The following is a 26,582-nucleotide window of genomic DNA, read 5'->3' on the forward strand; positions in this document are numbered from 1 at the left end:
TTTCCGTCTCTTGACCAGTTTGACGGACGGCGAAGGATCAAAGTTGACGGTCAATCCCACAAATGCACGGGCAATCCAGAGAGCGCGAGCTCGCGGTAGCGCCTGACGAGCCGCCGCCGGTCCCCGCCGAAGCGGGCCAGCGCCTCGCGCTGCCACACCGATCCGGTACGCCGCAGCCGTACCCGCTGCTCCATGACCCCCAGCGCGCGATCGGCGTCGTGGACCGCCACCCCCGCTCCGAGCAGCCCCGCCCGCGCCTCGGGCAGCAGCGACAGCACCAGGTCGGCGGCCTCGAACTCGCCGTCCCTGCCGGGCCAGGAGAGCTTGGCGTCCAGCCCGTGCATGGCCGCGCGGTAGAAGTTCTGGTACGCCTCCGCGAACCGGTATCCGGTCAGGTCGCGCTCGGCCTGCGACAGCGTGAGCCCGAGCAGGAAGGCCGTGTTGGCCGCCATGTCCGCGCAGGACGGGCCCGCGGGCAGGGCGCGCAGCTCGATCCGCAGGTGGCCGCCGTCGGCCGGGTCGTAGACGGGGCGGTTCCACTGCCAGATCGTGCCCTGGTGCAGCCGCAGCTCGGGCACTTCGTGCCGCTCCGCCCCCTCGGTGAGGTCGGGCAGGATGGGGTCGTAGTCGTTCACGTACCGCTCGAACAGCTCGTGGGCCCCTTCGTACACCCAGTCGGAGCCGAACGTGACGCGCCCGTCCCTGCGCTCGCGCCGCTGCACGTCCCGGTCGTCGGCGGCCTCCTCCATCAGCGCGATCCTGGTCTCCTCCCACAGCTCGCGGCCGAGGAAGAACGGCGAGTTGCCGCACGCGGCCAGCACCGGCCCGGTGGCGAGCTGGGCGGCGTTGAACAGGCGGGCGAAACGGTCCGGCGGCGTGCGCATGTGCACCTGCCAGGAGGTGTTGGCACTCTCCAGGATCACGTCCTCGACGGACAACTCCAGGTCGTCGATCTTGACCAGGAACGGCTCCAGCCGCAGCCGCCTGATGCCCCTGCTCATCGCCCGGTAACGGTTCTGGTCACTGATCGCGCCCACGGTGAAGTCCTCGGTGTCGAGCGTGGGCAGAATGCCGATCGGCACCGCGCCGCCGCCCTCCACCGCCCGGTCCACCGCGCTGACCGTCTCCTGGACCTCCCCGCTCAGCACCTCGAAGGGCGTGCCGGCCAGGGGCGTCGGGGTCAGGTTCACCTCGATGTTGTAGCGGCCCAGCTCCAGCACGACGCGAGGGTCGTCGAGGGCCTCCTGGACCTCGCTGTTGCGCGGCAGCGGCCGCCCCTCCTCGTCGATCAGGAACAATTCCAGCTCGGCCCCGATCGTGATCGGCCCCTGGCCGAAGCCGGGGGTATCGAGCAGCTCGCGCAGCACGGCGAGCTGCTCCTTGGCGCGCTCGCCGAAGCGGGCGAACTCTGCCTCGGTAAATCGTTCCTTATCCAGATCCCTACCCATCACCCCCTTCTGTCCGTTTCGCCAAGGTTGACACCTCACCAGTCGATGGTGCCGTCATCGTGGAGATAGGCCCCGGTGGGACCGTCGGCGTCCAGCGTCGCCAGCCGTACGACGATGGCCGCGCCCTGCTCGGCGGTACGGAACCCCGAGTGATCGTTGAGGTCGGTGGCGCAGTAGCCCGGGCAGGCGGCGTTCACCTTGATCGAGGTGTCGATCAGCTCCTTGGCGTAGCTGACGGTGATCATGTTGAGCGCGGACTTCGAGGAGTTATAGGCCATCAGGTTGACCGGCCAGAACGGGCTCTCCTTGTCCAGGGCCAGGCTCAGCGAGCCGAGCTCGCTCGACATGTTCACGATCCGGCCGGACTCCGAGCGGCGCAGCAGCGGCAGCATGGCGTTGGTCACGGTGACGACGCCGAAGACGTTCGTCTCGTAGACCTCCCTGACCTGCGCCGTCGTGGTGGCACTGGGGACGAGCGCGGTGTGGTCGCCGCTGATGCCGGCGTTGTTGACCAGGACGTCGAGCCGGCCGTACTCGCTCTCGATCCACTTCGCGGCGGCCGTGGCGCTCCCCTCGTCGGTCACGTCGAGGCGTACGTACGGCTGCCCGAGGCGCTCGGCGGCGGCCCGGCCGCGCTCCTCGTCGCGGGCTCCCACGATCGTGGTGACGCCCTGCCCGGCCAGCAGCCGCGCGGCCTCATAGCCGATTCCCTTGTTGGCCCCCGTGATAAGGGCGATCTTCGTCATGTCTTCACGTTCGCGCAGGTCAGAGACGTACGGGAGAGACCCGCGGATGCTGGGACCAGCGGTACCACCCAGAGGACGGCCAGCGTCACCGATGATGGAAGGTATGAACCGCGACGAACTGGCCGCATTCCTTCGCGACAGACGTGCCCGCGTCGCCCCGGCCGAGGTGGGCCTGCCGAGCGGCGAGCGCCGCCGCACGCCCGGCCTGCGCCGGCAGGAGGTCGCGCAGCTCGCGGGCATGTCGATCGACTACTACATCCGGCTGGAACAGGGCCGGGGCCCGCACCCGTCGAGGCAGGTGCTCAACGCGCTGGGCAGGGCGCTCATGCTGACCACGGACGAGCGCGCCCACCTGCTGCGCCTGGCGGGCCAGCCCATGGACACGCCGCGGATCAGGGAGGACATCCCGGACAGCCTGCTGCACCTGATCTCCTTCATGGAGGAGATCCCGGCCTACGTGCTCGACGCCCGCTACGACATCCGCGCCTGGAACCCCCTGGCCAGCGCGCTGATGGGCGATCTGGACGGCCAGACGCCGAAAGAGCGCAACGTGCTCCGCTGGGTCTTCATGTCGCCCAACATCGCCGAGCACCTCGGCGACGAGGAGAAGGGCCGCTTCGCCCGCGCCTCGGTCGCCGACCTGCGGGTGGCGGCCGGCCGCTACCCGGACGACAAGGGGCTGCAGGCGCTGGTCACCGAGATGCTCGGGCTCAGCCCGCACTTCGCCGAGCTGTGGGCCCGGCACGAGGTCGAGGTACGCAGGGAGCAGCGCAAACGGGTCAACCATCCCCTGGTCGGCCCGATCGACACGATCTGCCAGGTGATGCCGGTGCCCGACCGCGACGACCTGCGTCTCGTGCTCTACACCACCGAACCCGGGTCCGACTCGCACCGGGCCTTGCGCGAGCTGCGGCAATTGACTCTAAGCTCATGAGATGCGTGCGGTTGCCTTTGACATCTTCGGTGGTGAGCTCGATGTGCGTGAGCTGCCCGACCCCTCCCCCGCCCGGCACGGAGCGGTGATCAGAGTCGAGGCGACCGGGCTGTGTCGTTCGGACTGGCACGGCTGGCAAGGGCACGATCCCGATATCAGGGCACTTCCACACGTCCCGGGGCACGAGCTGGCGGGCGTGATCGAGGCCGTCGGCTCCGACGTGCGCGGCTGGCTGCCGGGAGCGCGCGTCACCCTTCCCTTCGTCTGCGCCTGCGGCTCCTGCCCGTCGTGCGCCACCGGCGAGCAGCAGGTGTGCGAGCGTCAGACGCAGCCGGGCTTCACCCATTGGGGCTCGTTCGCCGAATTCGTGGCCATCGACCACGCCGACGTCAACCTGATCGCCGTCCCCGAGGACATGGCCTACGCGACCGCGGCCGGGCTCGGCTGCCGCTTCGCCACCGCGTTCCGCGCCGTGGCGCAGGTGGGCGAGGTGCGTCCCGGCGAGTGGGTGGCCGTGCACGGCTGTGGCGGCGTGGGGCTGTCCGCAGTGATGATCGCGACGGCGGCCGGCGCCCGGGTGGTGGCGATCGACATCAGCACCGACGCCCTCCACCTGGCCGAGGTGGCGGGCGCCACCCACTTCGTCAACGGCTCGGCGGGCGACGCGGCGGCCCAGGTCAGAGAGCTGACCAGGGGTGGCGCGCACGTGTCCATCGACGCGCTGGGCAGCCCCGGCACATGCGCGGCCTCGATCGAGAGCCTGCGCCGCCGGGGCCGCCACGTGCAGGTGGGCCTGCTGCCCGGCGGTGCGACGCCGGTGCCGATGGACCGGGTGATCGGCCACGAGCTGCGGCTGCTGGGCAGCCACGGCATGGCCGCGCACGCCTACCCGCCGATGCTGGAGATGATCAGGGCCGGCATCCTGCACCCCGACCAGCTCGTCACCCGCACCATCGGGCTCGCGGACGCGGGCAAGGCGCTGGCCTCGATCGGCTCGGTGCCGGGCGTCACGATGATCACTCCTCGATCTGCACTCTGAGCGTCCTGAGCACGAGCGCCAGCATGGCGTAGTGGGCGACGAGCATGACCAGCTCCATCCGGCCGACCTCGTCGTAGCGGTCGCAGAGCGCCGCCCAGGTCGCGTCGGTCAAGTCGCCGGCGTAGTGGAGGTCGTCGGCCACCTGCAGCACGAGCCGGTCCTCGACCGACCAGAGGGCGTCAGCCTGGCGTACGGACTCGATCTCCTGCTCGGTGAGGCCGGCCGCGAGGCCCAGGCGGGTGTGATGGGCCCACTCGTAGGCGCTGCCGCAATGGTGGGCCGTGCGCAGAATGGCCAGCTCCCGGTCGCGCGCGGGCAGTGTGCCGTTCAGCAGCGCACCGCCGAAACGCCGCCACTCCCGGTACAGGACGGGGTGACGGGCCAGGGTGGCGAACACGTTGTACGGATTGGCCTTGATGAAGTCGTCCCATTCATCCGGGGGAAGGGGCGGTACGCGGGGATTCATGAGCGTTAGCATGCCCCACCTTTAGGGCACTGGATAGGACGCCGCCTCTCCGGCCGAGTACGCTTTTCCGTCCGAAATTCAAGGACTTTTCAGCATGAGGTCAATACGGCAGGATTAAGGAGCCCGCCGACGTTGCCAGCACTGTCGACCGCAAGGACGCATGGTGATTCGTACGTTGCTCGCAGAGGACATGAATCTGGTACGCGGAGCGCTCGTAGCGCTGCTGGCCTATGAGCAGGACATCGAGGTGGTGGCCGAGGTCGAGAGAGGCGACCGCATCCTGTCCGCCGCCAGCGCCTGCCACCCCGACGTCGCGGTGATCGACATCGCGCTGCCCGGAAAAGACGGTCTCACCGCCGCCGGGGAGTTACACGATGAGATGCCCGGCTGCGGGGTGCTCATCCTGACCGGTGTCGGCACGCCGGGGCTGCTCAAGCGGGCGCTCGACGCGCACGTGCGAGGCTTCATGGCCAAGGACTCGCCGCCGGGCCGGCTGGCGGACGCGATCCGCCGGGTGGCCGAGGGCGAGCGGGTCATCGACTCCGAGCTGGCCATCGCCGCCATGCGCCCGGCGGAGGCTCCGCTGACGCCGCGCGAGCTGGACGTGATCGGGGCCGCGGCGGACGGGGCGTCGATCGGGGAGATCGCCGCATCGCTCTACCTGGCCGAGGGGACCGTGCGCAACTACCTGTCCAAGACCACGGCCAAGCTGGGCGCGCGCAGCAGGATCGACGCCATCCGCATCGCGAGGGAGTCAGGCTGGATCTGAGCCCGGCCCCGTGTGGGCGGCGAGGAAGGCCAGGACGTCGGCCGCCAGGCCGACGGACCGGCTGACCGCCCGCGCGCCGTGGCCCACGTCCGGCTCGTGCCGCAGCAGCACCGGCCGGTCGCCCGCCGTCGCCCACTGCAGCGCGGCGCACATCTTACGCGCGTGCATCGGGTCCACCCGGGTGTCCGCCGCCGAGACGGTGAACAGCGTGGCCGGGTAGTCCACGCCCCGCTCGACGTGGTGGTAGGGCGAGTAGCCGAGCAGCCAGCCGAGCTGCTCGGCGTCGTCGGGGTCGCCGTACTCGCCGGTCCAGGCGGGGCCGAGGCCGCTGAGGTGGTAGCGGGCCATGTCGAGCAGCCCCGCCGAGCACACGGCCGCGGCGAACAGGTCGGGCCGCTGGGTGAGCACCGCGCCGACGAGCAGGCCGCCGTTCGACTCTCCCCAGATGCCGAGCCGCCCGGGAGCCGTCCAGCCGTCGGCGATCAGCTTCTCGGCGGCGGCCACGAAGTCGTCGAACACGTTCTGCTTGCGGTCCAGCATGCCGTCCCGGTGCCAGCCCTCGCCCTCCTCGCCGCCGCCCCGCAGGTTCGCGATGGCCAGCACGCCGCCCGCCTCCACCCAGGCCAGGGAGTCGGCGGCGTAGCCGGGCATGAGGGGGATGCCGAAGCCGCCGTACCCGCTGAGGATCGTCGGCCTTGGGCCGTCCTGTCCTGGTTTGGCCACGACGACCATGCGGATGGGGGTGCCGTCGGCGGAGGCGTACTCGATGTGGTGGCTGTCCACGGCGGGCAGCGAGACGCGGCCCGGCGCGGACGACCAGAGCGTGGTGGTGTCGGAGCGGGCGTCGTAGCGCCAGATCTCGGCGGGGGTGACGGCGTCGGTGTAGGCGAACCACGCCTCGGGGCCGCCGTCAGGACGTGAGGTGAGCGAGGCGATCGAGCCGCTGCCCGGCAGGGGCACCGTGCCCAGGCGCTCGCCGGTGCGGGCGTGGTGCACGGCGATCTCGCCGACCGCGTGCCGCGTCCTGGAGACGAGCAGCCGGTCCCCGTCGAGCAGCGTGAACGCCCCCAGCACCGCCTCCCGGTCCTCCGGGATCAGCTCCCGCCAGGCGGTGGGCGCCTCGGGGTCGGCCACGCACAGCCTGCGGCGCGGGGCGTCGCGGTCGGTGAGCAGGTACAGGCGGCCATCGCAGGCCACCGCGCCGGCGGTGCGGGCGTGCGCGCCCTCCTGTACGGGACGCGGCCGCGGCTCGGCCGGATCGCCGTGCGCCAGGTCGGCCAGCCAGAGCGAGTTGCCCGACGGGCCGCCCGCGGAGATCGTCAGCCAGCGGCCGTCGGGGCTGATCTGGACCCCGTACGAGATCCGGCCCCTGGTGAAGATCGGGATGTCGTCGGGGTCGCCGATCCGGTGCAGGTGCACGCCCTGCTGGAAGCGCACGTAATAGAACGCCTCGCCGCCGGGCAGCCAGGCGACCGCGGAGTAGCGGCAGCCGCCGATGGGCCCGTCGATGACGGTCCCGGTGCCGAGCTCCCTGACGTACAGGCACGCCTTCTCGTCGCCGCTGCGCGAGATCTGGTACGCCAGCCGTCGCCCCTCCAGGTCCGGCTGCCAGTCGTCGAGCGTCGTGAGCCCGGTGGGGTCGAGCTCCATGGGGTCGAGCACGACGCGGTCGTCGCAGTAGAGCACCGGATGCTCCTGGGAGGTGGACTGGCGCAGGTGGAAGCGCTTCTCACCGCGCCACACCGGCGCGGTGACCAGCCCCGTGTCCCTGAGCTCGGTGAGCCGTGCCAGGAACCGCTCACGCCCGGGCAGCCGGGCGGCGCCGTCCTGCCATAACCGGTCCTGCGCCTTCAGCCATGTTTCCGTGCGGGGGTCGGCGGGGTCCTCCAGCCAGCGGTACGGGTCCTCGACGTCGTGGCCGTGGCGGCGGTCGATGAGGGGGAGTCGCTCAGCGGGCGGATAGTTGTCTGGAAATTTCATGAAACGGGCTCCGGATGCCAGTGGCCGGCCAGGTCGGCGTAGAGCGGAGCGCCCCTGACCAGCTCGTCGTGGGTGCCGATCAGGGTCTGGGCGCCGTCCATGAGCAGGATGCGACGGGCGCGCAGGGCGGAGGTGAGGCGGTGGGCGACCACGATGAGCGTGCCGCCGCGGCGCGCGAAGGCGCCCTCCGCCCGGGCCTCGGCGGCGGGGTCGAGATGGCAGGTGGCCTCGTCCAGGATGGTCAGCGAGGCGGGGGCGAGGTAGGCGCGGACGAGGGCGATGAGCTGCCGCTGCCCGGCGGAGAGCGCGGCCGGGTCGAGCCGGGCGTCATATCCGCCGAGTTCGGTCACCAGCGCGGTGGCTCCGACCTCCTCGACGGCGGCGTCCAGTGCGGGTCTGGGAGCGTCTTCTCTGAGGTAGGCGAGGTTCTCCAGGAGGGTGCCGTGGAAGACGTACGCCTCCTGGGGGATGAGCACGCGGGCGGCGGGGTCGACCTGGTCGGCGGGGACGCCGCCGATGAGCGCCTGGCCGCTGCCCGGCCGCAGCATGCCGCTGACCAGGGCCGCGAGCGTGGACTTGCCCGCGCCGCTGGGCCCCACGACCGCCAGGTGGTCGCCTTCGGGGACGACGAGGTCCAGGCCGTCCACGACGGGCGCGGAGGCGGGGCCGTAGGCGAAGGTGACGGCGTCGAGCCGTACCTCCAGGCTCGGAGGCCGGATCCTGGCCCGAGCCTGCCCGGCGGGCGGCGCCGACGACAGGATGCGGCCGAGCGAGGCGGCCAGCCTGATGCCGCTGACGCCCAGCCCCTGCACGAGGCCGCCGAGCGCGGGCGCGAGGGACTGCGTGACGTACGCGAGCGTGCCGACGATCACCCCGGCGCCGACGCCGCCGTCCAGCAGCCACGGCGTTCCGGCCAGCACGAGGACGACGGGCAGCCAGCCGCCGACGGCCAGCGCGGCGGTGCGGGCGGCGGTCACCCTGGCCAGCGCGCGGGCGGCGCCGGCCTGCTCGCCGACCTGCCGGCCCAGCCGCGCGGCCACGCGCTCGCTCAAGCCGCACGCCTCGATGTCGCGCAGCCCGCCCGCCATGTCGGTCATGGCCTCGGCCAGGCGTTCGTCGGCGACGAGGAACGCCCGCTGGCGCCGCGCCAGCGACGGCAGCGACGTCAGGAACAGCGCCAGCCCGGCCACGAACGGCGGCAGCACCAGCACCAGCGTCTGCGGCGCCAGCGTCAGCAGCCCGAGCACCACGCTGACCACCGTGAACACGAACCCCCTGACGGTGGTGACCACGGCGGCGAAGGCGTCCCTGGCCAGCTCGACCTGGAGCCCCGCCCGGGCCACGGCGGCGCTGTCGCGACGGGTGGCCGGCTCGTCGCGCACGGCCCCCTCGACGACGTGCGCCAGGAGGTCGTCCCTGAACGGCTCCGCGACCGCCGCCACGGCCAGCACGACCTGCCGCGCGGCCACCGCGCCCGCCAGCCAGGTGACGCCGAGCGCGGCCAGCCAGCCCAGCCCGATCGCGGGCTCGGCGCGGGCGAAGCCGTCCTCGATGGCGCGGGCGACGGCGTGCCCGATGAGGAACGCGGGCGCCGCCTCCAGCAGCGACCACAGGCCCAGCCTGACGAGCCGGCGCGGGTCGCGCACCAGCGCCTTCTTCACCGCCGCCCAGGTCCGGTTCATGGTGTGGCCCCCTGGAAGACCGCGCGGTAGGCCGGGTCCCGCCAGAGCTCGTGGTGCGGGCCGCGGCCGCGTACCCGGCCGTCCTCCAGCCAGACGACCTGGTCGGCGTGGGCGGCCGTGGTGAGCCGGTGGGCGGCGATCAGGCGCGTGCGGCCCTGGGGGTCGGTGGTGAGGGCGCGGCCGACCTGGCGTTCGGTGACGGTGTCGAGGCTGGAGGTGGCGTCGTCGAGGACCAGCAGCCGCTCGCCCTGCGCGAACGCCCTGGCCAGGCCGATCCGCTGCCGTTCGCCGCCCGACATGGGCGCTTCGGTCAGGGGTGTGTCGTAGCCGAGCGGCAGCCGGCGGATGAACGTGTCCGCGCACGCGGCCCCGGCGGCCTCCTCCGGGGTGGCGCCGATGGTGTCGCCGATCGTCTCGCCGACGAGGACCGGGCGTTCGAAGGCGTACCCGATGGCCGTTCTCAGCTCTTGTCGCGACAGCTCCGCGAGCGGGACACCGTCGAGCAGGACGGTGCCGCGCTCGGGATCGGTCAGGCGGCCCGTCAGGGCGGCGAGCAGGGACTTGCCCGCTCCGGACCGGCCGACCACGGCGGTCACGGAGCCGCCGGGCAGGGTCAGGTCGCCGACGGTGAGGCCGTTGACGGTCACGCCGCGGAACTCGACCGTGCCGGGACCGGGCGGGAGTCCGCGGGTGCCGTGCGGGACCGGCGTCAGGTCGAGGACCTCGGCCACCCGCGCGGCGGCGGCCCGCGCCCTGGCCAGGCCGCCGATGTAGCCGAGCGCCGTGCTGAGCGAGGCGCCGAGCACGGCGTAGCGGGCGGCGGCGTACAGCTCGCCGATCGTCAGGTCGCCGGCCGCCAGCATGAAACCGCCGGCGATCAGCACGGCGACCTCCAGCAGCGGCACGACCAGCCCCGACTGGACCGCGGCCGAGGCGTTGGCCCGCCACAGCTCCATCCCGTGCGCGCGCAGCCGGGGCAGCGGCGCCAGCACGCGCCGCGCCTCCTGGCCCGCGGTGCCGGCGGCGGCGATCGTGCGGGCCCCGTCCATGGCGTCCACCAGCCGGGCGGCGATCTCGCCCTGCACCTCCTGGTAGCCGCCGGCGATGACGGTCGTCGTACGGAGGAAGGCGCGCAGGACGAGCAGGATCACCACGATGCCCGCCCCGAGCGTCAGCGTCAGGACGGGAGCGATGAGCGTGAGCGCGACCAGCGCGCCCGCCGTGGGGACGAGCAGGGCGAGCGCGCTGGTCACCGTGTCCGGCGCCCGGCCGACCTCCTCGGCGTTCAGGCCGGCTCGGGTGACGAGCTCGCCTTCGGGGAAACGGCGGGTGGCCGCGGGGCCCGTGCCGAGGAGGTGACGCAGGAGGCCGGAGCGCAGGGTGGCGGCGGCGTAGGCGCCGCTCGCGCCGCGGGCCCACACGCCGAGGCTCTCGCAGAGCATGACGGCGGCCACGGCGCACGCGCACAGCGCCAGCCAGGGTGTGCCGCCTGGCTGGCGCGAGACGAGTGCGTCGACGGTACGGCCGACCAGGTACGGGACGGCCAGCTCGGCGATCGCTCCCACGACCGCGGTGACCGCCAGGACGGCGGGCCAGGGGCCGCAGCGCCGTACCGTGCCGATCACGAGCCGGTCTCCTGCCAGCACCTGGCGCCTCCTAAGAACAAGTCGTGAAGTCCCCGCGCCATGGCGGACGGCGCGGGGACCAGGTATCACGCGTCAGTGGCAAAGAGCGACACTGAGGTTGCTGGGCTTGCCGGAGTGGCATGAGAGAACCGTGAGCGTGCTGCCTCCGCTGGCCACGTCGCTGGCCGCGGGAGCCTCAAGACCCTGCAGGTCGAGAAGTACCATGTCGTACACCTCCTTCCATCGTGTAGGTGCGGACGGGCCGCTCGGGCGCGGCCTCCAGGAACGGCAGTCGGCAGGGCCGGTCGCCCAGCACCGCGTTCAGGGCGAAGAGCACGCCCGCCGTTCCAGTCGCGAAATCCATGGAGAGGCGCAGCAGCTGGTCGCCGGGGAACGCCAGTCCCCCGCCGTACGGCAGCGCGTGCCACCTCAGTCCCTTCACCAGGTCCGGCTCGCCGGCGCCGAACGCCGCGACCATGCCGGCGCGCCCGGTGAACAGGCCCGACTGCACGAAGAACCCGGCGCGCCCGGCCAGCCGCAGCTCGGCCAGCGCCGTCTCGAGCTCCTCGTCGTGCCGGTGCCGCAGGTAGCGCTCCAGCACCAGGGCGATCCCGGCCGACCCCTCGTCCAGGTACGGCAGCAACCGCCAGCCCTGGTTCACCTGGAGCGAGCCGTCCTCGGAGTGGCGGCAGCGCTTCAGGTCCTGCCGCAGCGCCACGGCCGCCAGGTCGAGCAGTGCCTGGTCACCGGTGTGCTCGTAGGCGCGCACGAACAGCAGCGCGGGTCCCGACGAGCCGTGCATCAGGCCGGCCCGTGGATGGGTGCCGCCGCTGACGTCGGAGATCTGGCCGCCGAGCCGCCCGGCGCAGATGTCCACCGCGCGCAGGGCCAGGTCGGTGCGGCCGAAGTGGAGCAGGTTGAGCCCGATGCCGGACAGGCCGGAGAACAGCGCCGACTCCAGGGCCTCCCACTTCTCGCGCAGGCAGATCTCGACCAGGTCGTGGCCGTCCTGGTGGTGTCCGAGCAGGTCCAGGACGTAGGCGAGGCCGTGCAGGCCGTCGTAGAGACCGAGGCCCGACCCCTGAGCGGGCCGCAGCGCCCGCACGCGCAGCCAGCGCTCGTAGTCGGGGAAGGGCCCCAGCCCCGCGCCGGCGAGGGCGAAGAGCACGCCGGCCGCGCCGTAGGCCAGGTTGAGCCCGCCACCGGGCTGGAACTGGGCCACGTCACCGGGGAAGAGCCGATCGTCCCGGTCGGGGGTGGCGGTGGCCTGGATCGCCCGGCCCATGGCCGCGCGCAGCTCCGGCCAGTCCGCCGTGCCCGGCAGGGGCACCGGGGCGGCTTCGTCTTGGTCCGATCGGCCCGCTGTCGTCCGGGCGGCATCGTCTTGTTCCGGTCGGCCCGCTATCGTCCGGGCGGCGTCGTCGATCAGGGTCGCGGGGACGGGGAACGTCTCCTTGACGATCTCGCCGAGGTGCGTGACCTTCGCGCGGTGCAGCGGCAGCATGATCGTGCACTGCGGCGCGAACAGGCCCAGGCGCAGGCAGGCCAGCGCGTACCGGTCGATCTCCACGCCCTGCCGGTCGGCCGGCGGGGCGAAGGCGGGGTGGGCGAGCGCGGCGCGCGCCCGGTCACCGGCGAGCGTGGCGACCTCGTAGTCGATCAGGGCCACCCGGCCGTCGTCGGCCAGCAGGATGTTGTCCGGATGCAGGTCGCCGAAGACGACCCCGCGCTCGTGCAGCGAGGCGATCGCCTGGGCGACGCTCTCCAGCGTCTCGACCGCCCACTCGGTGTACTCGGCCAGGTCCCGCTCGGTGCAGGTGGCGCGGGTCAGCGGGTAGCGCTGCACGAGCCGCCGCTGGAGCGGCGCGCCGTCCACGAACTCCATGACGAGGAAGTGGTGCTCGCCCAGCGTGAAGTAGTCGCGCAGCGCGGGCGCCGCGGGCAGGCCGGACAGCCGGTCGAGAATGTCGCGCTCGTGCTCGATGCGGGCGACGGCGTCGCGTCCGGCCGCGTCGAGCCCGGCGTGCGGCCTGGCCTCCTTGAGCACCACGCGCTCCCCCGTACGCTGGTCGCGGCCCAGGTAGACGCCGCCGCCGTTGGAGAAGTGCAGGACACTCTCGATCTCGTACGGCAGCCCGCCCATCGTCACCGCGTTGCGGGCGGCGAGCTGTGGCTCCAGGAACGCGGGCAGCGTCGTCCACGGCGGCACCGAGAACGTGGCGCCCCGGACGTCGGGGATGAGCGTGCCGGTGCCGTCCTCGATGGCCAGCACCCGCTCGCCGGCGGCGGACAGGCAGTGCCGTTCGGCGAAGCCGCCGTACCTGACGAACAGGGGGCCGTCGCCGTAGCGCAGGTCGCTGAGGATGTACGGGCCCTGGACGTCGCGCAGGAGCTCGTCGAGCTCTTTGAGCACGAGTTCGAGCTGGCCCTCGTCCCTCGGGTAGATGGTGATCAACTTGCCGCTGGAGGCGCGGGAGGCAGCCTTCGAGTTCACCATGACGAGCACGGGGAGACCGCGCAGGAACTTGAAGGCGATACCGCGCGGCAGGCAGTAGTCCCATACGGCCGCGATCGCCTTTTCCGCGTCTTCCACCCGGGCCGACACGTGAATCTTCCAGCCCTGTGCGGGAAGTGGCGGCTCATTGTCCGGCGCGAAATAACACCAGGTGTCGGTCAGCGCGCTGGACCAGCCTGCGGGCAACGGGGTGCGCAATATGGAAAAGTCGGCGTCAGCGGCCGTGCTGTGCTCTAGAGAGTCGTAGAAACACGGGTCAACAAGGCAGTAGAGCTCGTACTTATCCATTTGGCGGGAACCTCCTGGGCGGTGTCCCTTGACTCTGCCGCGCCGGAGGCCGGGCCACTAGTCACATACCGCATGGACCATACATGGCTATTCAATTTTCATTTGTGATGATCTCACAATGGTTGGGGTGACATTTATTTCTTTCGTGGGACGTACACGCTGAAGGTGAATTGACCGGTCCGCGACGAGGTGGCCTCCAGCCAGCCGCCGAGGGGCGAGACGCGCTCGGCCAGGTTGAGCAGGCCCTGGCCGGCGTCGCCTGGGCGGCGCGGGGGGCGTACCCCGTCGTTCCTGATCGTCAGGCGGACCAGGCGCTCGCGTTCGACCAGGTGGATGGAGCACTGGCGGGCCTCGGCGTGCCGCAGCACGTTCGTGACGCCCTCGCGCAGGGCGTGGGTGAGGGCCTCCTCCACCTCCTCCGGCAGGTCGCGGCAGGAGACCTTGATCTGGCAGCGGACGCGTACCGACTCCAGGAGCGAGCGGGCCGAGCCGAGCTCCGGCGCCAGCGAGGAGCTGCGCAGGCCGTGCGCCACCGCGCGGACGTCGGCGGACAGATCGCGCAGCAGGAGCAGCGTCTCGGTCACCTCGGCGCGCGCCTTGTCGTCCCCCTCCTCCACCAGCCGCTCCAGGAGCTGCACCTTGAGCACCAGCACCGTGAGCCGATGGCCGACGAGGTCGTGCAGGTCGCGGGTGAAGCGGCGGCGTTCGAGCGCGACGGCCTTGCGCATGACCTCGGTACGCGCCTCGGTCAGCTCACGGGCCCGCTTCGCGAGCGTCACCACCGCGAACTCGGCCGCGCCGACCAGCGGGGCGGCGATCGCCCAGAGCGGATGGATCATCGACGCCTCCGGCGCCGCCAGCACCACCGGACCGCACGCCAGCGCCAGCAGGGCCAGCACGATCGAGCGGATCCGGCCCGCCATCACCAGCAGCGCGCCGGCCAGCAGCCCGCACACGGGGGTCCACGCCGCCCCGAACACCGTCAGCGGCAGGTACGTCAGCCACGCCTGCACGGCCACGATCCACCACGACCCGGCCCGGCGCTTCGGCAGCTCCGTGACGAACCTGAGGTGCAGCGCCAGCAGGACGACCAGCGTCACCGTGCCCTCGATCGCCCGCCCCGACTCCACCAGCCCGGCGGACACCGGCACCGCCAGGCCGATGATCCCCGCCGCCAGACCGAGGCCGCCCACCCATGGGGAGCCTTCGAGTTTCGCGCGCGCCCTAGACACCACTCCACGGCGTGTGTCCTCCACCTCACCCCCGGTGTGCTTCGGATCGACGGGATCACCGCGTTGCCAAAGCTCATCCCGTTTTGCAACGTTCCTCTAATCGACCCGATCGGCCCTGCCGTGTAAAGGTCGTTTCCGCTTTTGGACAGCCCTGACTCCCCGTCGGCCCCATGGTCAACAGGACCTCCGGGCGGTTGCGGGCTCAGCCCCTGCCTTCGTGGGCCTTCGTGGGCCGCCATGCCGGCTCCCTTGACATGCGGCACCACGGTCGTGCCTCCTCCCGGGGGCTCAAGACGGGCGGCGCGACCGAGCCAGGGGCCGCCTCATAAGCTGAACGCCATGGATTACATGCGACTTGGTAACACCGGCTTGAAGGTCTCCCGGATCTGCCTGGGCATGATGAGCTACGGCGACCCCGGCAGGCAGAAGTGGGCGCTGCCGCTGGAGCAGGCCGAGCCCATCATCCGCAGGGCCGCCGACGCGGGCGTGACGTTCTTCGACACCGCCGACGTCTACAGCCAGGGCGAGAGCGAGGTCGTGACCGGCGACGCGCTACGCGCGATCTTCCCCCGGCGCGAGGACTACGTGCTGGCCACCAAGGTCTACTTCCCGATGGGCCGGGGCCCCAACGAGCGGGGCCTGTCGCGCAAGCACGTACACGCCGCCATTGACGCCTCTCTGCGGCGGCTGGGCACCGACCACGTCGACCTCTACCAGATCCACCGATGGGACGACGAGACCCCCATCGAGGAGACCATGGAGGCACTGCACGAGGTGGTCAAGGCGGGCAAGGCCCGCTATATCGGGGCGTCGAGCATGTGGGCCTGGCAGTTCGCCAAGGCGCAGCACGTGGCCGAGGCCAACGGGTGGACGCGGTTCGTCTCGATGCAGAACCACCTCAACCTCCTCTACCGGGAGGAGGAGCGCGAAATGCTGCCGCTCTGCGCCGACCAGGGGGTGGGCGTGATCCCGTGGAGCCCGCTGGCGCGGGGCGTGCTGGCCAGGGCGGGCAGTGCCGCCACGACCACCCGGGCCGGGTCCGACGACCGGATCGACCACCTGTACGACCCCGAGAACGACAAGCTCATCCTCGACCGGGTGGCGCAGGTGGCCAAGGATCGCGAACTGCCCGCCGCTCAGGTGGCGCTGGCCTGGCTGCTCCACAAGCCCGGGGTCACCGCGCCGATCGTGGGGGCGACCAAGGACCGGCACGTGGACGACGCGGTGGCGGCCGTGTCGGTGCGGCTGTCGGAGGAGGAGGTGGCCTTCCTGGAGGCTCCGTACCGGTCGCGCGAGGTGCGCTTCTAAGGGCCTCCGCTTCTTACGGCCTGGACCTCTTGAGACGACCTCCGCCGGTCGGCCGGATTGTCGGAGCGACACCCTAAGGTATTCGCATGCGGGCAAATGAGGAGGCGGCGGCGGCGCTGCAGGAATACGCGGAGCTGTTCGCGCTCTGCGGCGGCGACGCCTTCCGGGTGCGGAGCTACCAGAAGGCGGCCAAGGCGATCGCCGGGTTCCCCGAGGACATCTCGATCGTCGACGTGCGCGGCGTGCCCGGCGTGGGTGAGGCGATCGCCAAGAAGATGGAGGAGTTCCTGCAGCGCGGGAGCTTCCGCCAGCTCGACGACCTGCGCGGGCGGGTGCCCGAGGGCGTGCGCCGACTGACCCGCGTGCCGACGCTGGGTCCGAAGACGGCGATCATGCTGTTCGAAGACTACGGCATCGACTCCACCACGGCGCTGAGCGAGGCCATCACCTCGGGCCGCCTCGACGGCGTCAAGGGCCTCGGCCCCAAGACGCTGGCCAACCTGCTCAAGGGCATCGAGCAGCTCGAACAGGCCGGCCGCCGGGTGCACGTCGGCGTGGCCATGTCGCTGGCCGAGCAGGTGATGGGGTCGCTGCGGGCCGAGCGGATGGCGTACGCGGGGTCGCTGCGGCGGATGAAGGACACGATCGGCGACATCGACATCCTGGCGGTGGCGCCCGAGTCCATCATGGAAGACTTCCGCGCCCAGCCCTACGTCGCCGAGGTCATCGCCGCCGGCGACAAGAAGACCTCGATCCGCACCACGTCCGGCATCCAGGTGGACCTGCGCGTGGTGCCGGCCGGGTCGTGGGGCGCGGCGATGCAATACTTCACCGGCTCCAAGGAGCACAACGTCGCCATCAGGGAGATGGCGGTGAAGAAGGGCTGGAAGCTGTCCGAATACGGGCTGTTCGAGGGTGATCGGGTGATCGCCGCCGAGTCCGAGGAGGAGATCTACGCGGCTCTCGGCATGCAGTACGTACCGCCGCCGATGCGTGAGGACGGCGGAGAGGTCAAGGCGGCGCTGCGGGGCGAGTTGCCCACGCTCGTGGAGCTGTCCGACCTCAAGGGCGACCTGCACACGCACACCGACCTGACGGACGGCATCGCCTCGCTGGAGGACATGGTCGCCGCCGGGCATGCCCGTGGCTACGCCTACTACGCGGTCACCGACCACGCGCCCGATCTGGCGATGCAGCGCATGACCCTGGACAAGGCGCTGGAGCAGCGTTCCCAGGTGGCCAAGCTCCAAGGGAAATATCCCGACATGCGCCTCCTGCACGGCACCGAGCTCAACATCGCCCCCGACGGCTCGGTGGACTGGCCCGGGGAGGTCCTGCGGGAGTTCGACGTGTGCGTGGCGTCGGTGCACTCCCATTTCGGGATGTCACGCGACGAGATGACCCGCCGCTTCATCACCGCCTGCGAGAACCCCTACGTCGACATCATCGGCCACCCCACCACCCGCAAGATCGGCAAACGCGACGGCGTGGACGCCGACTGGGAGGCCGTCTTCCGCGCGGCCGCCCGTACGGGCACCGCGATGGAGATCGACTCCTTCCCCGACCGCTCGGACCTGCCATCCGACCTGGTGCGGCTGGCCAAGCACCATGGGGTCAAGTTCTCGATCGACAGCGACTCGCACGCGATCCCGCACCTCAGCAACCAGCGGTTCGGGGTGGGGATCGCGCAGCGGGCGTGGCTGACGACCGACGACGTCATCAACACCTGGCCCCTCGACCGGCTTCTGGCCTTCCTGGGCCGCTGACGCTCACCCACTCCAGGGCTGGAGCCGATCACGCCAGACCCAGTGGCCCTTGTGATCCCCGCTCTTGAGCCGCACCCAGTGCTCGGGCCCACGACCTCTGGAGGCACAGGTGGCACGGACCGGCTCGTCGGACGGGGGCAACTCACCCACCGCCTCGTACTTCTTACCCGGCCCTTCCCTGACCGGGGCGGGGTGATCCGTCGCGAGAACGTAACGGCAGGTCGGGGACAGGGCACCGCCTTCGGCGGCACCTCCGGCAGCAACCGGACCGGCGCCTCCGGCGAAGGCTCGGATGCCACCTCCAGCGGAAGCCGGGCCACTGACGCCGGCAGAGGCTCGAACGGCACCTTCGGGGGAGATCAGGGCAGCGGCTTGAGCGGCGCCTTCAGCACCGACTGGACCGCCGACCCCAGCGGAGGCTCGGATGGCGCTTCCAGCGGAGATGGAGGCAGCGGCTTGGGCGACACCTGCATCAGCGGCCGGGCCACCGACTCCAGCGGAGGCTCGAATCACACCTCCAGCGGCGGCCAGGCCAGTGGGTCCGGCGGAAGCCGCGCTGGTAGTTCCGGCGAAAGCCAGGCCGGTGGCTTGGGCGGCGGCTTGGGCGCTCGCCGGGGTGAGAGCGGCGAGGGTGAGCGCGGCGGCGGAGACAGTGGTGGCGACTCCCATGAGCAGATCCCCTTCCGGCGGAACATACATCGGGAAGAAGCCCCTGCTCCCAAATCCAGACTTAACGCCACATAACCTCACACGTTGCCCCACCCTTGGCCCTGCCCCGCCCTGCCATAGACCCCCGGCACCCCACCAGAGCCACCCATTGACGCGCCATTGCCCTTGAACTCCCCGGAACCCACGACCCTCTCCCCTCTCCCCTCTCCCCGCACCCCGCACCCCGCACCCGGACATCAACCCACACGGGCATCAACGCACACGGGCATCAACCCACACGGGGCCAACACGAACGCCCCACCCATCCACCCCGAGAATGACAAACCCAGGGTGGATGTGCCCCAACGAACAATACGAAAGAGTGTTCCCGCCACCCACCTCCCAAGGAGACCCCCGAACATGCAGCCACCGAGATCACGCAAACTGTGGGCACGGATCACCGCCGTGCTGGCGGCCCTGCTGGTCGCCACCGTCGCCGGGATCGCCGTGGCATATCCCTCCATAGCCGCGACCACATGCCCCGGCTGCTACGGCCTCACCGAACTGGAGGAGGGCGTCTACACAGAGGACGGCCTGTCAGCCCAGCAAAAGTCCCAGGTCAGACAGACCGTAACGCAGTCCCGCGAACTGATCGCAGCCTTCTACGGCTCCCGCGCCAGCTCCCCCACCCTCTTAATCTGCCTGACCGAGCCCTGCTACACCCGCATAGGCGGCGGAAAGGAACGCGGCATAGCAGTGCTCAACCGCTCGGTGATGCTCTCCCCCAAGGGCATCAACGCGGCGATCGCCTCCCACGAGATGTCCCACGTCGAACTCCACACCCGGCTGACGTCAGGCGCAGAGATCCCGCAATGGTTCGACGAGGGCCTGGCCGTGGTCGTCGCCAACGACCCCCGCTACCTCGCCCCCGAGTCCGCTTCCGACCGCTGCCTGTCCGCCCCGACAAACCCGCTGCCAGTGACCCTGGAGCAGTGGCTGAGCACGGCAAGCAAGGACACGAACACCTACGCCAAGTCGGCCTGCCAGGTGACCCGCTGGCTCCGCGACAACCAGGGCCGCACCGGCCTCCTCTCCCTGATCGACCGCCTCAACGCCGGCGAACCCTTCTCCTCGATCGTCCACCTCTCCTAACCCCACTCCCACCCACCACCGTGACCGGTGCAGGCTGGAGCACATCCTCGACCGCATCATCACGCCCCTCCCACCCACGTCCGAGCCTCGCGGAGGGCGGCCACGCCTCCCCACATGACTAAACGCCCGCCACTCGCCACTCGCCAGCACGATAGCCACGAGCCGCGAACCGCGAACCACGAGCCGCGAACCGCGAACTGCCGGTCGCCGGTCGCCGGTCGCCGGTCGCCGGTCGCCGGTCGCCGGTCGCCGGTCGCCGGTCGCCGGTCGCCGGTCGCCGGTCGCCGGTCGCCGGCACGATAGTCACCACCTGCACGAGCACAGTCATGGTGTGGGCAGCAGCGCAGCGTGGTGAGCAATACTTTCCAGGACTTCAAAATCGCGACGCCACGGCCACCAGGAATGGCGCGGGCACGAGCAAACGAGCGGTTGACCACCCTCTGCCGCGCAGTGAGTTGACCATCCGCTACTGCACCTCCAGCAGCGAGTTGATCACCCACCGCCGTGCACGCCAGCAATGAGTTGGCTACTCACCGCCGCGCACTTCAGCAGTGAGTTCACCGCTCACTGCGTGCTTCCAGCAGGGACCGGCGTTAGGGTCGCCCCGGTATCCGAGCCGATCACGAGACCCACAGCCCACATCTTCCTCCTCGACAACCCGCTTGGGGCGGTGGGTGAGGTGGTCACAGTTGGTGGGGGTGGTGTGTGGCGGGGTCGCGCCTGGTGCGGCATCGGTTAGCGAAGCGGGACCCGTTCGGGGCCGGTGAGCGGCGGTTGCGGCTGGTCGGGGCGATGGGCTTGGAGGTCGCGGTTGGAGGGTCGACTGGGGGTGCGCTCTCGCTTGGTGCGGCAGTCGGTGGAAGAAGCAGGCGTCCGATCAGGTCGGTGGGTGAGGTGATGGCAGGCGGTTGGGTGGTTGGGCGGGGTGGGTAGGGGTGGACTGAGGTTGGAACGTTCCTTTGATGGTCTTGCAGATTTCGGCAAGGAAGCGTGCGCGGGGGCAGTGGGAGGAGATTAAATGGTTTACAGGTAGGAAATAGGTACTAGGAGGTGATGTCCATGAAGCAGGCCATGGCGACGATCATCAAGCCGCTGCCCGATCACCTGTTCAGGGTGCATGGCAACAGTGCCGAGATGCGCTGGGAAGCCATGTCGGGGCTCGGGTACCACACCCCGGCCGACCGGTTCTTCGTACGGAACCACACCACCACCCCCATCATCGACGTGACCACCTGGCAACTGCGGATCCACGGTGACGGGGTGCGATGTCCGCGCGTGTTCGGTTACGAGGATCTGCGGGCCATGCCGTCGCGGACGTTCGATGTGGCGATCGAGTGCGCCGGGAACGGGCGGCGGTTCTACCGGACGCAGCAGCACGACGGCGCTCCCGGTACGCAATGGGGGCTGGGTGCGATCGGGGTGGCCCGGTGGCGTGGGGTGCCGCTGCGGTATCTGCTCAAGGAGGCCGGTGTGCTCCCGGGCGCCGTGGACGTGCTGCCCACCGGGCTCGACGCGCCGTTCGAGGGCTACGGGCACGTACGCCGTCCGCTCCCGATCGCCAAGGCCATGGACGACGTCCTGGTCGCGTACGAAATGAACGGCGAACCGCTTCCGCCCGACCATGGATTTCCGGTGAGACTGGTGGTGCCGGGATGGGTGGGAATTGCGTCGATCAAATGGCTCGGCGACATTGAAGTGTCAACGAGAGAGCTCTTCACTCCCTGGAACACGGTCTTTTACCGCGACGTCACGACGCAACCGGTGAAGAGCGCTTTCGAGCTCGCCTGGAATGCGCGCCTGCCCGTCATGGGGCCGCACGTTCTGCGCGGCCGGTCGTGGTCGGGGCGGGGCAGGATCGTCCGGGTCGAGGTCAGCTTCGACGAGGGCATGAGCTGGCGCGCGGCCGAACATCACGGGCAGCACCTGGTCAGCGCGTGGCTGCCATGGCACATTGCATGGGCGCCCCGGCGTACGGGCCCGCGCTTCCTCATGGCACGCGCCACCGACGAGACCGGCGCCACGCAGCCCCTGGTCACGCCCCGGCATCCCTTCGGATATCATTTCGACGCGGTCGTGCAACATCCCATTCACGTGGTCAATGGATAGGCAAATGTCACCGATCCCGGCTGAGCTGGCCATTCTCTAATCGGCGGAACGGTACGCCTGAATTCATCTGGAAGACTCGCGCGGAAACCTTCCGGAAATCCCCTCGTGTGATGCTGCCGAGACCACGGGAAAAAAGGAGAGCCGATGCGCCAGCTGACCGCACTCGACGCCCAGTTCCTCAACGTCGAGACGGCGACCACCGCCGCGCACGTCGCCGGGCTGGCGCTCCTCGACTCGGCGGACGGTTCGGTCAACCGGGACGCGCTGGCGGTTCTCCTGCTGGAGCGGCTCCACCTGTCGCCCGCTCTCAGCCTGCGACTGGCGGAGGTGCCGCTCGGGCTCGACCGGCCCTACTGGGTGGCCGATCCGGGCTTCGACATCGACAACCACCTGTTCGAGCTGACGCTGCCCGCGCCCGGGAACGACTGGCAGCTCGCCGAGGCGGTGGCGGAGATCCACGCCCGCAGGCTCGACCGGGCGCATCCGCTGTGGGAGATGCATGTGATCCATGGGCTGCCCGGCGGCCGGGTGGCGGTCTATACGAAGGTTCATCACGCCGCCATCGACGGCATCTCGGGGGCGGAGACGCTTGCCACTCTTCTCGATCTCAACCCGGCCGGCACGAGGAATGGTGACGTTGGGGGCAGAGCGTGTGGAAAGGGCGCGGCTGGGGCGGCAGTTAAGACGGAGGCAGAGGGTGAGGTGGGGGCAGAGGGCGGAGCCAAGGGCTTGGGTCGGGAGGATGGTGGGCAGCGGGGGAAGGAGGGGCGTCCGTGCGAGAGGGGGGCCGACCCCGAGGAGGCCGCGCCCGGCTTGATCGGGATGCTGGCCGGGGCCGCCGTGCAGAGCGTGACCCACCCCGTGCGCGTCGTCCGGGCCGTCGTCAACGCGGCCGGTGACCTGGACGCCATCCCCCTGGTAGCGGGCCTTCCCGGGGCGAAGCTGATCGCCAGGGCCGCCCGGGTGGTCGCCGGCGATCGGCAGCGGCGTCCCGAACTGCCCGGTCTCGCCGTCCCGCGCACCCCGTTCAACGGTCCCATCAGCGCCCGCCGTCACCTGTCGTTCGGGTCGCTGTCCCTCAAGGACGTCAAGGCCGTCGCCAAGGTCAACGGCATGAGTGTCAACGACGTCGTCATGACCCTGTGCACCTCCGCCCTGCGCTCGTGGTTGCGCGAGCGGGACGCGCTGCCCGAGGAGCCGCTGATCGTGGCCGTTCCCGTGGCAGTCCGTACGGCGAAGGCCAAAGACCTGGTGGGCAACCAGATCTCCGCCATGGTCACCCCCGTGCCCACGAACATCCCCGACCCCATGGAACGCCTGCAGGCCGTCGGCCACGTGATGGGCCAGGCCAAGCGGCGGTTCGCGCTGGCCCCGGCGACCTGGCTGAGCGAGCTGTGCTCGCTGCTGCCCGCCCCGGTCACCAGTCTGGCCACGCCGGCGATCTTCCGGCTGGCGGGCCTGGCGTGCCCGCCGATCAACCTGATCATCAGCAATGTCCCCGGCCCGCAGTTCCCGCTGTATCTGTGCGGCGGCAGGGTGCTCTCGTACTATCCGATGTCCGTCCTGACCGACCTGAGCGGCGGCGTCAACATCACCTGCTTCTCCTACGACGGCATGCTCGACTTCGGCATCGTGGCCTGCCCCGAGCGCGTGGACGACGTGTGGAGCCTGATGCGCCACCTGCGCACGGCCCTCGACGAACTGCTGGACGAGCGCGTGAGCGACGAGTTCCGCGACGGTGCCGGCGTAGATCTGGTGGCCGGCTAGAGAACCCTCTCGACGCACGGGCGACTCATTCGTGTATCGTATGAGACAAAGTTGTCTCATACGATACGAAGGTGTACAGCATGACGAGCCGCGAACAGATCATGAAGGCGGCGATCCAGCACCTCAATGAGAACCCGGTCGCCTCCATGGCCCAGTTGGCCGAGGCGGTGGGGATCAGCCGGGCCACGCTGCACCGCCACTTCAGCAGCCGCGAAGAGCTGATGGTGGCCCTCGCGCACCTCGCCCACGACGAGTGGGAGCGGGCCCAGATCGCCTGCGGCCTCGACGAGGCGACCGCCTCCGGCGACCCCGTGGCGATCGAGCGGGCCATGACCTCGTTGATGGCCGCGTTCGCCGACATGGCCGACGAGTACGGCTTCGGCCTGACCGACCACACCATGGCGGTCCACCCCGACCTGAAACGCCGCGCCGACGCCATGGAGGAGCGGGAGTTCGCCTTCTACGCCGCCGCCCAGCGCGCGGGCCTGCTCCGCTCCGACCTGCCCGTCCGCTGGGTGGGCAACGTCGTGTTCGGCCTGCTCGTCAGCGTACGAGACAGCCTGCGACGCGGCGACGTGGCCCGCCGCGACGTGGCCCGCCTGTTCGTGGACACCTTCCTGCACGGCACGGCGGAAAGAAGGGAGACGTCATGACGATCACCGACACACCCACACCGCCCGTCTCGGCGAGGCGGCGATGGGCGGGGCTGGCCGTGCTGTCGGCCAGCGTGCTGGTCGTGGTCATGGACATGACCGTGCTGAACGTCGCCCTGCCGGCCATCTCCGAGGATCTGCGGCCCGGCTCGATCGAGCTGCTGTGGATGGTGGACGCGTACGCGCTGGTGCTGTCCGGCCTGCTGGTCACCGTGAGCGCCCTGGGCGACCGGTGGGGCCGCAAGCGCATGCTGATGGCCGGGTTCGCGGTGTTCGGGGTGGCCTCGATGGCGGTGCTGGCGGCCGGGAGCCCGCTGGAGGTCATCGCCGTGCGGGCCCTGCTCGGGGTGGGCGGCGCCATGATCATGCCGTCCACGCTGTCCATGATCAGAAACCTGTTCACCGACCCCGGCGAGCGCGCGAAGGCGCTGGGCGTGTGGGCGGCGATGGCCGCCGTCGGAGCCGCGCTGGGACCGATCGTGGCGGGGTTCCTGCTGGAGCATTTCAGCTGGCACGCGGCATTCCTGGTGAACGTGCCCGTCATGGTGATCGCGATCGCCGCCGGGCTGTTCCTGCTGCCGGAGTCCAGAAACCCGAACCCCGGCCGCTGGGACGTCCTGGGCACGGTGCTGTCGATGGCGGGCATGGTGGCGCTGCTGTACGCGGTCAAGAACATCGGCAAGTACGGCCTGACCTCCCCCGGCGCCCTGCTGGCGGCCATGCTGGCGGCGGCGACGCTGGGCTGGTTCGTGGTGCGGTGCCTGCGCAGGCCGGATCCGCTGCTGGAGGTCAGGCTGTTCCGCAGCGCGCCCTTCACGGCCGGCGTGATCACGGCGCTGACCACCTCGATCGCGATGGCCGCGGTGCTGCTGCTGCTCGCCCAGTGGATGCAGCTCGTGCAGGGGTACGCGCCGCTGGAGACGGGCGTGCGCCTGCTGCCGGCCGCGCTGGCCGCCATCGTCGCCTCTCCCCTGGCTCCGGGTTTGGCGGCCCGAATCGGCGCCCGCGCGGTGCTGGCGGGCGGCCTGGCCCTGACGGGGCTGGGGTTCCTGCTGCTCTATCTGGCGCCGAGCCCGCTGGGCTACGGGCCGGTGGCGGGCGCGCTGGTGCTGATCGGCGCCGGGAACGGCGCGCTGGCGATCGCCTCCGCCGCCATCATGTCGGGTACGCCCGCCGCGAAGGCGGGCAGCGCGGCGGCCCTCGAGGAGACCAGTTACGAGCTCGGCGGCGCGCTCGGCGTGGCCGTCCTGGGCAGCGTCGCGGCGGCCGTCTACCGGCAGGAGCTGGAGTACTCCGGTCCGGCGGCCGGCGTCGTACAGGAGAGTCTGGGCGGGGCGCTCGACGCGGCCAGGGAGCTGGGCGCCGGAGAGCTGGCCGAGCAGGCCAGGCAGGCGTTCACGGACTCGCTGGTCCTGACCGGCGGAGCGGGGGCCGCGCTGGTGCTGGCGGGCGCGCTGGCGGTGTGGTTTCTCACCCCACGCGACCTCGACGTACTCTCAGAACATTAGCCCTCCGGGCCCGCCACCTGTTCCGCCACGCGGCCGATTCTGGCCAGGCGGGCCAGGGCGGGCCTGGAGAGCACCTCACCGATGTCGTGCAACGCCACGATCAGCTCCTCCACCCCGTCGAGCGGCATGTCCCGCTCCCGGTTGAGCAGAATCCCCCGATATTCCTCACGTGGCACCGCCCGCCCCGGCAGCTCGATCGGGTCGTCCTCGGCGCGGAACAACGCCGGCACGGAGGTGTCCAAGACCAGGGCGAGGGCGGTCAGCTCGGCCGCCGTGAAAGAGCGCTGGCCGCGCTCGGCCTGGTGCACGGCCTGACGGCTCCACGGCCGGTCCAGGTAGCCGCCCAGGGCCTCGCCCAGCTCGGTCAGCGACATCCGGCGCTCCGCCCGCAAACGCGCGATCTGCCGCCCTATGGCCTCTTCGACCCTCATCCCATCCCCCACTCGTGTCATTCCCCACAATGACGCCGACAGTCAGCGATTGACAAGCCGCCGCTCCGGGCAGTAGTGTAAATGTACAGATTTCCCCGTCAATATGGCCAATGACATGTGGCCGATGGTGAGGCGCGAGATGCAGGACATCGTCCTTGAGGTGCTCGGACCGGCCGGCGACTGCGCGGTGATCAAAGTCGGCGGAGAGGTCGACGTGTTCACCGCCCCCAAGCTCCGCGAGCAGATCGTCGACCTCGCGGCCAAGGGCGTGGTGCACGTCGTCGCCGACCTGAGCAGCGTGGAGTTCCTCGACTCCACCGGCCTGGGCGTGCTGGTCGGGGGCCTGAAGCGGCTCCGTTCGCAGGACGGCTCGCTCGCGCTGGTCATGAACACGGACCGGATCACGAAGATCTTCCGGATCACCGGGCTCACGGCGGTGTTCCCCTCCCACTCCTCGGTCCAGGACGCGATCAAGGCCGACCCGCACTGGGTGAGCGCGGCCGAGGGCGCGTCCGGGAC

The 26,582-nt window shown here is 70.8% G+C and carries 20 protein-coding genes and 1 pseudogene; 11 read left to right on the plus strand and 10 right to left on the minus strand.

Going from position 1 to position 26,582, the window contains the following annotated elements; all coding sequences use genetic code 11:
• Positions 1–50 precede the first annotated feature (50 nt).
• On the minus strand, positions 51–1,448 hold the full coding sequence (locus tag C4V41_RS07300; protein ID WP_103955000.1) for a glutamate--cysteine ligase: 1,398 nt from the start codon (positions 1,446–1,448) through the stop codon (positions 51–53).
• Between the two features lie 35 nt (positions 1,449–1,483).
• The gene (locus tag C4V41_RS07305) at positions 1,484–2,194 is read right to left on the minus strand and encodes an SDR family oxidoreductase (RefSeq protein ID WP_103955001.1); all 711 of its coding nucleotides are present in this window, start codon (positions 2,192–2,194) and stop codon (positions 1,484–1,486) included.
• A 103-nt stretch (positions 2,195–2,297) separates the two neighbouring features.
• On the opposite strand from C4V41_RS07305, the gene C4V41_RS07310 reads away from it, so the two are divergent.
• Together C4V41_RS07310 and C4V41_RS07315 are read left to right on the plus strand one after the other, a co-directional pair.
• Positions 2,298–3,128 (plus strand): helix-turn-helix transcriptional regulator, encoded by an 831-nt coding sequence (locus C4V41_RS07310; RefSeq protein WP_103955002.1) that lies wholly within the window; start codon positions 2,298–2,300, stop codon positions 3,126–3,128.
• A gap of 1 nt (position 3,129) precedes the next feature.
• Positions 3,130–4,167, plus strand: coding sequence for a zinc-dependent alcohol dehydrogenase family protein (locus C4V41_RS07315; RefSeq protein WP_103955003.1), 1,038 nt, complete (start codon positions 3,130–3,132; stop codon positions 4,165–4,167).
• Here C4V41_RS07315 and C4V41_RS07320 read toward each other — a convergent pair.
• Complete coding sequence (locus C4V41_RS07320) at positions 4,145–4,633, minus strand: carboxymuconolactone decarboxylase family protein (protein WP_103955004.1); 489 nt, start codon at positions 4,631–4,633, stop codon at positions 4,145–4,147. The two genes, C4V41_RS07315 and C4V41_RS07320, sit on opposite strands and share 23 nt — an antisense overlap.
• 160 nt (positions 4,634–4,793) lie before the next feature.
• Here C4V41_RS07320 and C4V41_RS07325 point away from each other — a divergent pair, with 160 nt between their 5' ends.
• Complete coding sequence (locus C4V41_RS07325) at positions 4,794–5,402, plus strand: response regulator transcription factor (protein ID WP_327536311.1); 609 nt, start codon at positions 4,794–4,796, stop codon at positions 5,400–5,402.
• Here C4V41_RS07325 and C4V41_RS07330 read toward each other — a convergent pair.
• The 6 genes from C4V41_RS07330 to C4V41_RS07355 form a co-directional block, all read right to left on the minus strand.
• On the minus strand, positions 5,388–7,382 hold the full coding sequence (locus tag C4V41_RS07330) for a prolyl oligopeptidase family serine peptidase (protein ID WP_103955005.1): 1,995 nt from the start codon (positions 7,380–7,382) through the stop codon (positions 5,388–5,390). The genes C4V41_RS07325 and C4V41_RS07330 overlap by 15 nt on opposite strands.
• Positions 7,379–9,064 carry an ATP-binding cassette domain-containing protein gene (locus C4V41_RS07335; RefSeq protein ID WP_103955006.1) on the minus strand — a complete coding sequence of 562 codons (1,686 nt, stop codon included), beginning with the start codon at positions 9,062–9,064 and terminating at the stop codon, positions 7,379–7,381. Before C4V41_RS07335 ends, C4V41_RS07330 begins: the two co-directional genes overlap by 4 nt.
• The gene (locus tag C4V41_RS07340) at positions 9,061–10,710 is read right to left on the minus strand and encodes an ABC transporter ATP-binding protein (RefSeq protein WP_103955007.1); all 1,650 of its coding nucleotides are present in this window, start codon (positions 10,708–10,710) and stop codon (positions 9,061–9,063) included. Before C4V41_RS07340 ends, C4V41_RS07335 begins: the two co-directional genes overlap by 4 nt.
• A 72-nt stretch (positions 10,711–10,782) precedes the next feature.
• Positions 10,783–10,914, minus strand: coding sequence for a SapB/AmfS family lanthipeptide (locus tag C4V41_RS07345; RefSeq protein WP_103955008.1), 132 nt, complete (start codon positions 10,912–10,914; stop codon positions 10,783–10,785).
• Positions 10,886–13,492, minus strand: a complete 2,607-nt coding sequence (gene lanKC / locus C4V41_RS07350; protein WP_103955009.1) for a class III lanthionine synthetase LanKC — start codon at positions 13,490–13,492, stop codon at positions 10,886–10,888. Before lanKC ends, C4V41_RS07345 begins: the two co-directional genes overlap by 29 nt.
• 134 nt (positions 13,493–13,626) lie before the next feature.
• A complete protein-coding gene (locus tag C4V41_RS07355; protein ID WP_146103581.1) occupies positions 13,627–14,724 on the minus strand; it encodes a sensor histidine kinase in 1,098 nt (365 codons plus the stop codon).
• A 339-nt stretch (positions 14,725–15,063) separates the two neighbouring features.
• On the opposite strand from C4V41_RS07355, the gene C4V41_RS07360 reads away from it, so the two are divergent.
• From C4V41_RS07360 to C4V41_RS07395, 7 genes are all read left to right on the plus strand, one after another.
• Positions 15,064–16,032 carry an aldo/keto reductase gene (locus C4V41_RS07360; RefSeq protein ID WP_103955011.1) on the plus strand — a complete coding sequence of 323 codons (969 nt, stop codon included), beginning with the start codon at positions 15,064–15,066 and terminating at the stop codon, positions 16,030–16,032.
• A gap of 86 nt (positions 16,033–16,118) precedes the next feature.
• The gene (gene polX / locus C4V41_RS07365) at positions 16,119–17,798 is read left to right on the plus strand and encodes a DNA polymerase/3'-5' exonuclease PolX (RefSeq protein ID WP_103955012.1); all 1,680 of its coding nucleotides are present in this window, start codon (positions 16,119–16,121) and stop codon (positions 17,796–17,798) included.
• Positions 17,799–18,866: 1,068 nt separating this feature from the next.
• Complete coding sequence (locus C4V41_RS07370) at positions 18,867–19,598, plus strand: hypothetical protein (RefSeq protein ID WP_103955013.1); 732 nt, start codon at positions 18,867–18,869, stop codon at positions 19,596–19,598.
• 1,059 nt (positions 19,599–20,657) lie between these two features.
• Positions 20,658–21,704: a sulfite oxidase gene (locus C4V41_RS07380; protein WP_103955671.1), complete on the plus strand. Its 1,047-nt coding sequence runs from the start codon at positions 20,658–20,660 to the stop codon at positions 21,702–21,704.
• Between the two features lie 144 nt (positions 21,705–21,848).
• Positions 21,849–23,471 (plus strand): WS/DGAT/MGAT family O-acyltransferase, encoded by a 1,623-nt coding sequence (locus C4V41_RS07385; RefSeq protein ID WP_103955014.1) that lies wholly within the window; start codon positions 21,849–21,851, stop codon positions 23,469–23,471.
• An 80-nt stretch (positions 23,472–23,551) separates the two neighbouring features.
• The gene (locus tag C4V41_RS07390) at positions 23,552–24,124 is read left to right on the plus strand and encodes a TetR/AcrR family transcriptional regulator (protein WP_103955672.1); all 573 of its coding nucleotides are present in this window, start codon (positions 23,552–23,554) and stop codon (positions 24,122–24,124) included.
• Positions 24,121–25,632, plus strand: coding sequence for an MFS transporter (locus C4V41_RS07395; protein ID WP_103955015.1), 1,512 nt, complete (start codon positions 24,121–24,123; stop codon positions 25,630–25,632). Before C4V41_RS07390 ends, C4V41_RS07395 begins: the two co-directional genes overlap by 4 nt.
• Here the strand turns inward: C4V41_RS07395 and C4V41_RS07400 are convergent.
• Entirely contained in the window at positions 25,629–26,063 is a 435-nt protein-coding gene (locus C4V41_RS07400) for a helix-turn-helix domain-containing protein (RefSeq protein WP_160150210.1), read from the minus strand. The genes C4V41_RS07395 and C4V41_RS07400 overlap by 4 nt on opposite strands.
• Positions 26,064–26,202: 139 nt before the next feature.
• Between C4V41_RS07400 and C4V41_RS07405 the strand changes: the two are divergent.
• Positions 26,203–26,535 (plus strand): annotated as a pseudogene (locus C4V41_RS07405) (STAS domain-containing protein); the annotation flags it as partial.
• Positions 26,536–26,582 lie beyond the last annotated feature (47 nt).

It is taken from the genome of Nonomuraea solani (genome assembly GCF_900108335.1).
GTDB classification, from domain to species: Bacteria; Actinomycetota; Actinomycetes; order Streptosporangiales; family Streptosporangiaceae; genus Nonomuraea; species Nonomuraea solani.

Bases quoted from the DNA above. Each gene is read 5' to 3' on its own strand.
- C4V41_RS07300 (WP_103955000.1), bottom strand. From the start codon at position 1,448: ATGGGTAGGGATCTGGATAAGGAACGATTTACCGAGGCAGAGTTCGCC.
- C4V41_RS07305 (WP_103955001.1), bottom strand. From the start codon at position 2,194: ATGACGAAGATCGCCCTTATCACGGGGGCCAACAAGGGAATCGGCTAT.
- C4V41_RS07310 (WP_103955002.1), top strand. From the start codon at position 2,298: ATGAACCGCGACGAACTGGCCGCATTCCTTCGCGACAGACGTGCCCGC.
- C4V41_RS07315 (WP_103955003.1), top strand. From the start codon at position 3,130: ATGCGTGCGGTTGCCTTTGACATCTTCGGTGGTGAGCTCGATGTGCGT.
- C4V41_RS07320 (WP_103955004.1), bottom strand. From the start codon at position 4,633: ATGAATCCCCGCGTACCGCCCCTTCCCCCGGATGAATGGGACGACTTC.
- C4V41_RS07325 (WP_327536311.1), top strand. From the start codon at position 4,794: ATGGTGATTCGTACGTTGCTCGCAGAGGACATGAATCTGGTACGCGGA.
- C4V41_RS07330 (WP_103955005.1), bottom strand. From the start codon at position 7,382: ATGAAATTTCCAGACAACTATCCGCCCGCTGAGCGACTCCCCCTCATC.
- C4V41_RS07335 (WP_103955006.1), bottom strand. From the start codon at position 9,064: ATGAACCGGACCTGGGCGGCGGTGAAGAAGGCGCTGGTGCGCGACCCG.
- C4V41_RS07345 (WP_103955008.1), bottom strand. From the start codon at position 10,914: ATGGTACTTCTCGACCTGCAGGGTCTTGAGGCTCCCGCGGCCAGCGAC.
- lanKC (WP_103955009.1), bottom strand. From the start codon at position 13,492: ATGGATAAGTACGAGCTCTACTGCCTTGTTGACCCGTGTTTCTACGAC.
- C4V41_RS07360 (WP_103955011.1), top strand. From the start codon at position 15,064: ATGGATTACATGCGACTTGGTAACACCGGCTTGAAGGTCTCCCGGATC.
- polX (WP_103955012.1), top strand. From the start codon at position 16,119: ATGCGGGCAAATGAGGAGGCGGCGGCGGCGCTGCAGGAATACGCGGAG.
- C4V41_RS07370 (WP_103955013.1), top strand. From the start codon at position 18,867: ATGCAGCCACCGAGATCACGCAAACTGTGGGCACGGATCACCGCCGTG.
- C4V41_RS07380 (WP_103955671.1), top strand. From the start codon at position 20,658: ATGAAGCAGGCCATGGCGACGATCATCAAGCCGCTGCCCGATCACCTG.
- C4V41_RS07385 (WP_103955014.1), top strand. From the start codon at position 21,849: ATGCGCCAGCTGACCGCACTCGACGCCCAGTTCCTCAACGTCGAGACG.
- C4V41_RS07390 (WP_103955672.1), top strand. From the start codon at position 23,552: ATGACGAGCCGCGAACAGATCATGAAGGCGGCGATCCAGCACCTCAAT.
- C4V41_RS07395 (WP_103955015.1), top strand. From the start codon at position 24,121: ATGACGATCACCGACACACCCACACCGCCCGTCTCGGCGAGGCGGCGA.
- C4V41_RS07400 (WP_160150210.1), bottom strand. From the start codon at position 26,063: ATGAGGGTCGAAGAGGCCATAGGGCGGCAGATCGCGCGTTTGCGGGCG.